The 11,807-nt window shown below is 44.0% G+C and carries 7 protein-coding genes and 1 pseudogene; 4 read left to right on the top strand and 4 right to left on the bottom strand.

Annotated elements, in window-relative coordinates:
* Window positions 1-92: 92 nt before the first annotated feature.
* The 3 genes from A7985_RS16170 (at window position 93) to A7985_RS16180 (ending at window position 4,405) form a co-directional block, all read left to right on the top strand.
* On the top strand, window positions 93-1,109 hold the full coding sequence (locus tag A7985_RS16170; RefSeq protein WP_065791456.1) for an aspartate carbamoyltransferase: 1,017 nt from the start codon (window positions 93-95) through the stop codon (window positions 1,107-1,109).
* Window positions 1,110-1,125: 16 nt separating this feature from the next.
* Window positions 1,126-2,412, top strand: a complete 1,287-nt coding sequence (gene hemL / locus A7985_RS16175; RefSeq protein ID WP_065791569.1) for a glutamate-1-semialdehyde 2,1-aminomutase — start codon at window positions 1,126-1,128, stop codon at window positions 2,410-2,412.
* Between the two features lie 151 nt (window positions 2,413-2,563).
* Entirely contained in the window at window positions 2,564-4,405 is a 1,842-nt protein-coding gene (locus tag A7985_RS16180) for a methyl-accepting chemotaxis protein (RefSeq protein ID WP_065791457.1), read from the top strand.
* Here A7985_RS16180 and mrcB read toward each other — a convergent pair.
* The 4 genes and pseudogenes from mrcB to A7985_RS16200 all read right to left on the bottom strand — a co-directional run bounded on the left by mrcB (window position 4,402) and on the right by A7985_RS16200 (window position 9,820).
* Window positions 4,402-6,732 (bottom strand): penicillin-binding protein 1B, encoded by a 2,331-nt coding sequence (gene mrcB, locus A7985_RS16185; protein WP_065791458.1) that lies wholly within the window; start codon window positions 6,730-6,732, stop codon window positions 4,402-4,404. The genes A7985_RS16180 and mrcB overlap by 4 nt on opposite strands.
* A 109-nt stretch (window positions 6,733-6,841) precedes the next feature.
* Window positions 6,842-8,070, bottom strand: a pseudogene (locus tag A7985_RS16190) (ammonium transporter).
* A gap of 11 nt (window positions 8,071-8,081) precedes the next feature.
* Window positions 8,082-8,420 carry a P-II family nitrogen regulator gene (locus tag A7985_RS16195; RefSeq protein WP_063359370.1) on the bottom strand — a complete coding sequence of 113 codons (339 nt, stop codon included), beginning with the start codon at window positions 8,418-8,420 and terminating at the stop codon, window positions 8,082-8,084.
* Between the two features lie 131 nt (window positions 8,421-8,551).
* The gene (locus A7985_RS16200; RefSeq protein WP_065791459.1) at window positions 8,552-9,820 is read right to left on the bottom strand and encodes a response regulator; all 1,269 of its coding nucleotides are present in this window, start codon (window positions 9,818-9,820) and stop codon (window positions 8,552-8,554) included.
* A gap of 247 nt (window positions 9,821-10,067) precedes the next feature.
* Here A7985_RS16200 and A7985_RS16205 point away from each other — a divergent pair, with 247 nt between their 5' ends.
* The gene (locus A7985_RS16205) at window positions 10,068-11,591 is read left to right on the top strand and encodes a S10 family peptidase (RefSeq protein WP_065791460.1); all 1,524 of its coding nucleotides are present in this window, start codon (window positions 10,068-10,070) and stop codon (window positions 11,589-11,591) included.
* Window positions 11,592-11,807: the final 216 nt, after the last annotated feature.

The following is an 11,807-nucleotide window of genomic DNA, read 5'->3' on the forward strand; positions in this document are numbered from 1 at the left end:
TGTCGTTCCAGTAACCTAGTTGTTGCCAAGGTTATCTCGGTTAGGAGCGCACCCTTGCCTCCTGTTGTCAATCTGTGATTAGGAATCGCCGCATGTTAAGTTTCCAAGGTGAAAACATCCTTTCTGTCAATCAACTCGATAGAGAAGCAATAGAACTTATTTTTGAAGTAGCCAAGCGCATGGAACCTTATGCTAAAAAGCATAAGCGAACACAAGTGTTAGAAGGCGCTGTGCTTGCAAACCTATTTTTTGAACCCAGTACCCGCACACGTGTCAGCTTTGGTACTGCTTTCAACTTATTAGGTGGTCTAGTAAGAGAAACAACTGGCATGCAAAGCTCTGCTTTGACAAAAGGTGAGTCGCTATATGATACCGCACGGGTAATCTCAGCATATGCTGATGCTGTTGCAATGCGACACCCGGACGCAGGAAGCGTTGCAGAATTTGCGACAGGCTCTGATGTTCCTGTACTCAATGGCGGTGATGGCCCTAATGAGCACCCGACCCAAGCTCTGTTAGATTTATTGACTATCGATCGAGAGCTTGCCCGTTTTGGGCGAGGTGTCGATGGCATGCACATCGCTTTAGTGGGCGACTTGAAATATGGCCGCACAGTACACTCCCTTTCAAAATTACTGTGCCATTACAAAAACATCAAATTTTCTATGGTCGCACCAGATGGTCTGCAAATGCCAGATTATGTGCTTGATGCAGTAACCAATTCAGGTCATCAAATAGAGTTGGTTTCGAAAATGGAAGGTAATTTAGCGGCTGATATTGTATACCAGACTCGTATTCAAGAAGAACGATTCCCATCTCAAGAAGAAGCCAATAAGTACCGTGGTGGATTCAGAATCAGTCAGGCTATCTATGATGCGCACTGTAAGCCTGAATCTGTTTTAATGCACCCACTGCCACGAGATAGTCGCAGTGATGCGAACGAATTAGATAACGATTTAAATACTAATGATAACTTGGCCATTTTTAGACAGGTACAAAATGGCGTACTGATCCGTATGGCGCTTTTCGCACTAACTTTAGGCGTTGAGAATAAAGTACAACAATACGAGACAAATGTACCTTGGTTTAGCAGAAAGCGCCAAAGTTAATCAAAAAGGACACATTATGACAATTAGCCAGAATTTATTTGAGCGTGCCCAAACTTCTATTCCTGGTGGTGTAAACTCACCAGTTAGAGCTTTCAATGGTGTTGGTGGCACACCATTATTCATTACAAAAGCTGAAGGCCCCTTCACTTTTGATGCCGACAATAATCGTTATATTGATTATGTCGGTTCTTGGGGACCGATGATCCTTGGTCATAACCACCCTGAGATAAAGCAAGCAGTATTAGATGCCGTTGAAAATGGCTTGAGCTATGGCGCGCCAACAGAAACTGAAATTCTCATGGCAGAAAAAGTAAAAGAGCTTGTACCTTCAATAGAAAAAGTGCGTATGGTAAGTTCTGGCACCGAAGCAACGATGAGTGCAATTCGCTTAGCCCGCGGCTTTACAGGCAGAGATAAAATTCTCAAGTTCGAAGGTTGCTATCATGGACATGCGGACTCACTGCTGGTAAAGGCGGGATCTGGCGCACTTACAATGGGCGTCCCTAACTCTCCGGGTATTCCTGCTGATTTTGCCAAGCACACTTTAACCGTGTCTTTCAACAATCTAGATGAGGTTAAAGCGATTTTCGAACAGTATAAAGATCAAATCGCCTGCGTAATAGTTGAACCCGTTGCTGGCAATATGAACTGCATTCCACCTGTTGAGGGCTTCTTAGAAGGCCTGCGCTCAGTATGTACCGATAACGACGCAGTGCTCATTTTTGATGAAGTTATGACAGGGTTTAGGGTTGCACTTGGCGGCGCTCAACAATACTACAATATCGAACCAGATTTGACATGTTTGGGTAAAGTAATTGGCGGTGGTATGCCTGTCGGCGCGTTTGGTGGCAAACAAGAAATTATGGACTTCATTGCACCGGTTGGTCCGGTTTACCAAGCGGGCACATTATCTGGTAATCCAATTGCGATGGCCGCAGGGCTAAAAGCGCTTGAGCTCTTATCTGCGCCAGGTCTGCATGAGTCATTGGAAGCAAAATCTAAAGCACTTTGTGCTGGTTTTCAAACGGCAGCAGACAAACACCGCATTCCACTGACGACTAATTATGCTGGTGGTATGTTTGGCTTCTTCTTTACCAGCGCCGAGCGTGTGGATAGCTATCAGCAAGCCACAGAGTGTGACTTAGAAAGGTTTAAGCGCTTCTTCCACCTGATGCTTGAAGAAGGCGTTTACCTCGCCCCTTCGGCCTTTGAAGCGGGTTTTGTTAGCACTATGCATAGCGAGCAAGATATAGAAGAGACAATTCAAGCAGCGGATCGCGCTTTTGCTAAGTTAGTCGCTTAACCGTCTCCCCCGCAATACCGGGTGATAAAAATACAAATAAAGGCCCTTATAGGGCTTTTTTTTCACTCTTAAAAAAAATTACTGATTCTTTGAACTATTCTTTGTATTAACAAGGTCTTTATCTCGTGACTCAATAACAAAGAATTAAATTATGACAGGACTCAGATCAGTTTGTAGCCCCGCCATTGCGTTTATGGCGCAGTTAAAATACAAAACAAAAATCAGCTTAGTCTTTGGTATTCTTATTTTGCCTCTGGCACTAAGCCTGTTTTTTTTAAACTCTACTTTGACGCACTCAATTGAAGTGAGTAAACAGCAACAACAAGGGCTAAACCTGTACCCTCAACTACTTGAGAATATCATTAATAACCGCCAAAGCGAGAATCAACAATTGCTGGCGCGCAGCGGTTTAATGGTAAATAGCCAAGCGTCTAATACACCGTTAGAGCAGGTTTCAATTGCATCAAAGCTTGCCATCGATAACGACTTAAGCCGCTCATACCTAAACCGTTCATTGGTAGAGTCACTACCTAAACTGGTATATCAAGTCAATAATATTGCAGAGCAGGCCAATGCAATCATCGCCAGAGGTCGGTTTACGCCCGATTCCTTTATCGCCTTATCTAACCTGAATAAAGCGTTACCGATTGTGAAAGGGCAACTTTTAGACAAACTCGAAGTCGCAACTTTAGAAAACAGCCAAGTCAAAGCGCAATTGTCAGACCAAGTAGATACCTTAAACCGCGCATTAGACAGTTATCAGCTAGCGATTCGCACTAAGCTACTCGAACCCGATGACATCGAATTAAGTGCAGCCGCTTTCACCAGTGCCCACCAAGATGTACAAAGAAAAACACGTACGCTCGTAGAAGCAGCCTTACCAACCTTAAAAAGTCTCTTGCAAGATAAGCTAGAGCAAGAGCAAATGATACGAAATGTAGTCGCAACAGCATCTATTTTAAGTTTGTTGGTCGCTATCTATTTAATGCTAGGTTTTTACTTTGCAGTCGTGGACACCATTTCTGAGTTTTCGATATCAGCGCAAAGAGCGGCACAAGGCGATTTAAGAGCTAAAGCACAATCACATGGCGATGATGAATTAAATGACATTGTCGCCCAGTACAATCGCGTATTAGATGCCTTTACTGAGCTATTGGGGGACGTACACAATACTTCCAGTGATTTACACAATGCAACAGACAAACTCAGCCATATCAGCCAAGATACACGTCATGATGTAGAACAGCAGCAAATAAAGATCACAGGGATCCATTCCGCTTTATCAGACATGGCCAATGCGGCCGATGCCGTTGAAAGTTCAGCCCAACATGCGACAGAACTCGCCAGCACAGCAGCTGAGCAGGTCAAACAAGGTAGCATCAACACAACTGAGCTCGCTCAGCATATGACGGTATTACAGCAAGAGTTTGAAGAAAGCAGACAGGCACTCGATAAGCTCGCCCAAGACAGCCAAAACATCAGTAAAGTGAGTTTAGGGATCAGTGAAATTGCCGAGCAAACCAATTTGCTCGCGTTAAATGCGGCGATAGAAGCAGCTCGTGCAGGGGAGCAGGGTCGCGGTTTTGCTGTTGTTGCTGACGAAGTTCGTACCTTGGCAAAACGGACCCAACAGCAAACTGAAGAGATCCATTCCATCATCAAATCTCTGCAAAACGCATCAAATGATACACAGCAAAAAATGCTTAGTAGTGTCGAAAAGATGGAACGCGGCGTAACCGCAGCCACTGAAACCAATGCCATTTTGAGCGCCGCCGAACAAAGTATGACGGACATTGACCAACAAGGCCATGTTATTAGAGAGTTAGTTCAACAACAAACTCAAGCAACTCAGCAAGCACTCTGCGAATCGAGTGAAATCAGTTCCTTAGCAGAGCACACACTGGGCTCCGCAGAGGCCACGCAAGACGACGCCCACCAATTGAGCAACATGGCCGCACATTTAAAATCGGCCATGAGTCAATTCAGAACTTAATTACAGCTCGGTTTGGGGTTAAATAATTCAGCTCTCAATGGGAGCTGAATTGTTGGGCCGCAGTGTGGAGCGGCCTGCTTGCCTGTTTCTTTGTTCACAAAAGCCCAGCGGATCCCTTCAGGTCGTTCGTCTGCAATCGCCTGTGGATTGAGTGGCTTGAGATATCGAATATAAAGCTCCAGTGCGCCTCTTCCTCCTGTTAGCTTCGCAGGCTTATTGTCATCGCGCCCAATCCAAGTGACGGTCACTGTATTATGATCAAAACCAGCAAACCAACTGTCTCTTAAATCATTACTTGTACCTGTTTTTCCAGCTAATTGAATTGCAGGAAAATGCTTGTTAAGTCGTTTCCCAGTTCCGCTCTTTGTTACCCTCTTTAAACCATACTTGGTCATATAAACCGACGAGGGGTCAAATCGCTGTGTTTTTTCAGGTCGATGTTGATAGAGCATTCTACCTGTAGAGTCCGTAATCGCTGAGATACTGGTCAAAGCGCTATAACGCCCATTGGCTGCAATCGTCGTGTACATTTGTGCAATATCAAAGCTAGATAGTTCAACAGCCCCCAACAACATTGAAGGATAGGTTGGGATATCTGCATTAACACCTAATTCAGTCATCGTATTGGCAACGTTGTAGACTCCTAGCTCAAGCCCCAAATTAACCGCAGGAATATTTAAGCTTTCACTGAAAGCGCGATATAGCGGTACTTGCCCTCTAAATTTATGGTCAAAGTTTTCCGGCGCCCATGTCTTTCCCGCGGCATTGGTAACTTGCAATGGACTATCGTCAACCAGCGTGCCTAAATTATAATCTCGCTGCAAAGCAGTTAAGTAAATGGCTGGTTTTACTAATGAGCCGACACTGCGTCTGGTATCCAAAACCCGGTTAAAGCCCGAAAAACGCATTTGTCTGCCCGATACTAACGCCGAAACACCCGACTTTTCTGTGTTTACTGATAGCATCGCAACCTCCAATCCCGAGGTGTTAAAACGCCTCTCTAAATACGGTAAGCCAGAAGTAATGGCTTCTTCCATGGCACTTTGCTTTTGCAGCTCAAAATAGGTGAATATCCGCACCCCAGCATGCACAACATCTTCATTTGGCACTAAGTTTTTTAGTTCCCTATTAACAAGCTCCAAATACCCAGGATAAGACTGGAGCATGCTCTCCTTTAACGGTTGGATCTCAATTTGACGATCAAGTGCGCTGCGGTACTCCGTCGTTGTGATAATGCCATTTTCGGCCATCAACCGTAAAACCAGATCTCGACGCTCCATCGTTCGTTCTGCGTACCGTCTTGGGTTGTAATACGATGGTCCTTTCACCATGGCCACCAGCAGCGCAATCTGATCAAACTCAAGCTCATCCACAGGCTTCGCAAAGTAGAAGTCTGACGCCAGTCCCATACCATGCACACCTTGGTTATATGCCTGCCCCAGATAGACTTCATTTAGATATGCTTCTAAGATTTCGTCTTTGCTGTATCGATAATCAAGGATCAATGCAATAAAGGCTTCATTAATTTTTCGCACCAATGAACGTTCACGGGTTAGATAGAAGTTTTTGGCCAATTGCTGAGTCAGCGTACTGCCCCCTTGAACGGTGCGCCCAGCCCTAATATTGCTATAAAGCGCCCGCATAATAGACCACAAAGATACGCCATGATGTTCGTAAAAATTGCGATCTTCGACAACCAACAATGCTTCTTTAAGCACCTTAGGAAACTTGTTCAAAGGCACAAACTCGCGATCCTGATTCGTTTCGTTACCAATACGTGCAATTTGTACTGGCTCGAGCCGTGCTGTGGGCACTCTTCTTCCACCTTCATCCACAATACTCGCGAGTTTTTTACCTGCAAAGTTGAGAGTAAACTTAGTCGCTCCCTCTTCACCTTCATAAAACTCAAAAGTACGACGGTAAACCGTGATGGTACGGCCCTGTACAAGGTATTGGCCAGTGCGTTTAATGCGATTCACTCGGGAGTAGTTAAGCCGCTCAAGTTCCCATACGACTTCATTTTCAGAAAGGTACTGGTCAGGGTGAAATGTCATCGCCCGTGCGTAAACTTGAACCGGTAATTGCCACTTATTGCCTTCAAACTGTTTACTCACTTTGGCATCAAGGTAAATAATATACAGAGCAATTGCACAACAAACAGCCAAGCCGCCTTTCCAAAACAAAGACCAGAGTGCACTTAAAAGCCGTGACTTAAAAAGACTAAGGCGTTGTTTAAAAGAAGGTGACGACGGTTTCGATTTAGAAGATTTTCGAGTTGTTTTTTTAGGCTTAGACTTGGCACCAGTAGTACGTTTTTTATCTGACATGTACCTATGCAATTTTCGCTGTAGTTTCAATGATGCTAGATTAACTTAGATTAACCGCCACTGAAACTAAAAAGCGAGCCAAAGCTCGCTTTTTCTGACGTTTTCTCATTTAGTGATTGCGAATTGTCACAAACTCCGGATAGGCATCTACACCGCAATCATGCTGGTCCATTCCGCTGAGCTCTTCTTCTTCACTTACCCTGATACCCATAGTGGCCTTTAGCGCAGCCCACACCAAGTATGATGTCACGAATACGAAGCCTAAAATGGTCAGCAAACCGATTAGCTGCGTCATAAAGTTTGCATCAGCATTAGAGAATGGCACCATCATAACACCAAGACACCCGCACACACCATGGACTGAAATTGCGCCAACCGGGTCATCAATTTTCAATTTATCCAACCCAACAATGCTAAACACAACTAAGCTTCCACCGATTGCACCTAAAATGCATGCAAGCATCGGTGTTGGTGAAGCAGGTTCCGCAGTAATTGTTACTAAACCTGCCAGTGCACCGTTGAGTATCATAGTCAGATCGGCTTTACCCCACATCACTTTACACACCAGCAATGCAGCAATGGCACCGGCAGCTGCAGCAGCATTGGTATTGAGCATAATTTGACTCACCGCGACGGCATTTTCTTTATCTGCCAAGAACAATTGAGAACCGCCGTTAAACCCAAACCATCCCATCCAAAGAATAAATGTACCGAGTGTCGCCAACGGTAAATTTGAACCGGGAATTGGGTAAATTTCCCCATGTTTTCCATACTTTCCTTTTCGAGCACCTAGCAATAGCACACCCGCAAGTGCCGCTGCGCGCCCGCTCCGTGCACAATGGCTGAACCTGCAAAATCGACAAAGCCAAGTTCAGATAAAAAGCCAGCTCCCCATGTCCAATAGCCTTCGATTGGATAAATGACGCCCGTCAAGACGACTGCGAAAAGCAAGAAGGCCCATAGCTTCATACGCTCAGCCACGGCACCAGATACGATTGACATTGCCGTTGCAACAAAAACAACTTGGAAAAAGAAGTCAGACTCTAATGCATGATCCGCGTCGGTTGCCGTCTCACCAATAAGTGCACCAAAACTTGGCACAAATCCGCCCTCAGAATTGCCGACATACATGATGTTGTAACCGATCAACAAATACATCGTGCATGCTATCGCATACAAAGCGATATTTTTTGTCAAAATCTCAGTGGTGTTCTTAGACCTTACTAATCCAGCTTCTAGCATGGCAAAGCCGGCCGCCATCCACATCACTAAAACACCAGAAATTAAAAAGTAGAAAGTATTGAGCGAGAATTGTAATTCTATAATTGCGTTGTCCATCTTTGGCCCCCTTAAATCGCTTCTTCGTCTAGTTCGCCAGTGCGGATCCGCACGATTTGCTCTAGGTCATACACAAATATTTTGCCATCACCGATTTTCCCGGTATTGGCAGCTTTTGCTAACGTGTCCACGACTCGCTGACAGTTCTCGCTGTGCGTGGCTATTTCCAGCTTGATTTTGGGAATGAAGTCAACTTGATACTCAGCGCCTCGGTATAGCTCGGTGTGTCCTCGTTGTCGACCAAAGCCTTTTACATCGACCACGGTCATGCCTTCTATACCAAGATCACCAAGTGCTTCTCTAACTTCGTCCAATTTAAATGGTTTGATAATTGCGCTTATCATTTTCATTGTTGGCCTCCAAAGGAGTCTTATTCCTGTTGATGATGACAGGACCAATCCAACGTTTATGCCAAAATAATAAAGCTATATTTTTCAGGAGTGTAGAAAGGGGAAAATTTTAAATTGAAGAAAAAGTGCACTTATGTGGTGCACTTTTCCGACATTTGATGTGAATTGGTGCAAGCTGCCAAAGCGCAATTTCGGCCTTGTGCTTTCGCCCGATAAAGCGCTTGATCCGCATGTCTCATCACTTCACTCAGTGTGGCATATTCACACTTTGCGATGCCAATACTCAAAGTGCAATGTAACGCTTCGCCTTCGATAAAGAAGATATTGTCAGCAAAACTAGCTCTAAAGTTGTCGAAAATAGCCTGCGCTTCTTCGATACTTTCACCAGGTAATAGCACGGCAAACTCTTCACCACCCACGCGAGAAACTAAACAGTCCCCAAATGATTGATTAAGTAGTTCAGCAACTTGAGTCAGCACACTATCCCCGCCTAAATGACCATATTTATCATTGATCTCTTTAAACAAGTCTAGGTCTAGTAACGCTAAACAGCTGGGTAAAGGGCCATTTTTCAGAGCTTTGTCCATATGTTGGCAAAAGTACCTTCGGTTATAAAGTCCGGTTAAATAGTCCCTATGTGCATAATCTTTTATATCAGCAATCAGGTTAAGTTGCTCCATTGTCTGCATCACGCGACAATGAAACTCCTCATTCATGAAAGGTTTCATAAGAAAGTCGTTCGCACCATACTTTATAAACTTAGCAGACAACCCATGCGTGCCTGCACCAGATAATCCGACAATCGCCAAATCATCACGCCCTCTAAAGTTACGTACCGCTTTAACTAATTCGAAACCATCCATCGTCGGCATGGCATAATCAGTCAGTAACAGCTTTATATCATGATCAGACTTAAGCATAGTAAGCGCTTGCTCACCGTCCTGCGCTTCAAAAACAGTAAAAAGCTGCTTTTCCAACATCTGACGCATCACCGCTCGACTAATCATAGAGTCATCCGCAATGAGCGCTTTGCAACCTTGATTACGCAGTAGCCTTGAAACCAACTTGATAGCGTATAAATATGAATCTCGATTGTCTTTTATAACATAGTCAACCACACCCATTTCCAGCATTTGTTGGCGGCTGTACTCATCAATTTTTGATGTGAGTACAACAGTGGGAACATTGTGGCTCAAAGTAAGCTGAACAACTTCAGCATCCATGGCATCTGGCAAAGTGAGATCCACCAAGGCTAAAGTGTAGCGAGTGTTTTTAAGTAGCGCCTTACTTTCCTTGAGAGACCAAGCAAAATCCAATTCGACGTTTAAGTGTTGTGATGCCAAATGGCGCAAGATCTGCTGAACGACCTTACTATCTTCGACAATTAATACTCTTTGCATGGAAAAAATCTCTAATGACTACAACTGGGGAAGCAGCTAAACAAGAATTTAACAGAGCTAAATACTTTCATACTACAGACATAAGGATGAAATATACTCGAATTTTATGACAAAAAAAACAAGCAGTGGCGTTAATTCGTGAACAAATTGTAATGAACCACAAATATTGCGGTTTAGTCTCATTAACTTTGAAAAAGCACTGAGAAAAGCCTTAAATAAATGCTCAAAGTGAATACTGAGGAATCTCATGACTGCTGTACCCAAAATATTATCAGGTTTGCTGCTACTTTGCATCAGTGCAACAAGCGTCGCTAACAGTCTAAAACCCCAAAAATTAAGTTTCGACATTGATCACACTGTTGTGACAAAACACAAAGCAACCATAAACGGGGAGAGATTAAACTACACGGTCTCCACAGGGATGCAACCTTTATGGGATGATAAAGGCAACCCAATAGCTTCTCTTCACTACACCTATTATAAAAAAGACAAAGTAAAAGATACCGCGAAAAGACCTTTGCTGATTTCTTTTAACGGAGGACCTGGCTCAGCGTCAGTATGGATGCATATTGCTTACACTGGGCCACGTGTTCTTAAGATTGATGATGAAGGATATCCGCTGCAACCCTATGGCTTGAAAGACAACCCCTATTCTGTATTGGATACAACCGATATTGTATTCGTAAACCCTGTCAACACTGGGTACTCTCGAGTATTACCAAACCAAGAAGGTAAAATGCCCAATAAAGAAGTGCAGCAAGAACGATTTTTTGGTGTAAATGCTGACATTAAGTATTTAGCACAGTGGCTGAATACCTTTATTAATCGACATGGCCGCGCGCTCTCTCCTAAGTTTTTAATTGGTGAAAGTTATGGTACGACACGCGTCGCGGGGTTGGCCCACGAACTTCAAAATAACCAATGGATGTATCTAAATGGGGTTGTTTTGGTCTCGCCAACAAATATTGGAATAAAGCGCCAAGGCCCCGTAGATGTCGCAAATAGACTGCCCTACTTCGCAGCGACTGCGTGGTATCACAAAGCGCTTCCAAGCGAATTACAAAATAAAGATCTACTAGAGGTACTTGAAGAGGTTGAGCAGTATACTTTGGATGAGTACTTACCAGCGCTTGCCAAAGGTGCAATGATAAGTGTAGCTGAGAAACAGGCAGTCACTCAGAAGGTAGCCAAATATAGCGGCTTGTCTGAGCAGTTCGTAGCACAAAACAACTTAGATATTCCAACATCTGCATTTTGGAAAGAACTGTTGCGCGATAAAGAACTGACACTTGGTAGACTAGACTCACGCTACCTTGGTATAGACAAGCGAGCGGCAGGCGAAAGACCTGATTACTGGCCAGAGCTTACTTCTTGGTTGCACTCATTCACACCCGCAATTAATCACTACTTTCGCAATGAACTAAATTACAAGACTGACATAAAATATAACATGTTTGGTCCAGTTCATCCGTGGGATAGAACCAACAACAATGTCGGTGAGCAACTGCGCCTCGCGATGGCACAAAACCCATACTTACACGTTATGGTCCAGTCAGGATATTACGATGGGGCAACAAACTACTTTGACGGAAAATACAACTTATGGCACCTAGATCCAAGCGGCAAGATGAAAGATAGATTGAGCTTTAAGGGGTACCGCTCTGGGCATATGATGTATTTACGTTATGAAGACCTAAGGTTGTCCAACAATGACCTACGCGCTTTTATTAAAAATGCTTTACCAGCAGCAGGCAGCGCAGCTAAGTACTAATTGAGCCGCTTTCCAACCACATAGAGCCAGGCCTCATCGAGTCTGGCTTTATTATTATGTGCATTGTTATTGTCGCTAAATACTACGGCGTATCGATCTCCTTCATCATTTCGCGTTATCTAAGCCTAAAACCAAACCACAACGCCCTATTATTGGCGAACAACTCTCTATTGAATCAAGTATGTTCAGCAAGAATAGGCACTTACCATTCCAAGA

The organism is Pseudoalteromonas luteoviolacea (assembly GCF_001696455.1).
In the GTDB taxonomy this organism is placed as follows: domain Bacteria; phylum Pseudomonadota; class Gammaproteobacteria; order Enterobacterales; family Alteromonadaceae; genus Pseudoalteromonas; species Pseudoalteromonas luteoviolacea_C.

Excerpts from the sequence above, each read along its gene's own strand:
- A7985_RS16195 (WP_063359370.1), bottom strand. The coding sequence starts at position 8,420 with ATGAAAATGATAAGCGCAATTATCAAACCATTTAAATTGGACGAAGTT.
- mrcB (WP_065791458.1), bottom strand. The coding sequence starts at position 6,732 with ATGTCAGATAAAAAACGTACTACTGGTGCCAAGTCTAAGCCTAAAAAA.
- hemL (WP_065791569.1), top strand. The coding sequence starts at position 1,126 with ATGACAATTAGCCAGAATTTATTTGAGCGTGCCCAAACTTCTATTCCT.
- A7985_RS16200 (WP_065791459.1), bottom strand. The coding sequence starts at position 9,820 with ATGCAAAGAGTATTAATTGTCGAAGATAGTAAGGTCGTTCAGCAGATC.
- A7985_RS16180 (WP_065791457.1), top strand. The coding sequence starts at position 2,564 with ATGACAGGACTCAGATCAGTTTGTAGCCCCGCCATTGCGTTTATGGCG.
- A7985_RS16170 (WP_065791456.1), top strand. The coding sequence starts at position 93 with ATGTTAAGTTTCCAAGGTGAAAACATCCTTTCTGTCAATCAACTCGAT.
- A7985_RS16205 (WP_065791460.1), top strand. The coding sequence starts at position 10,068 with ATGACTGCTGTACCCAAAATATTATCAGGTTTGCTGCTACTTTGCATC.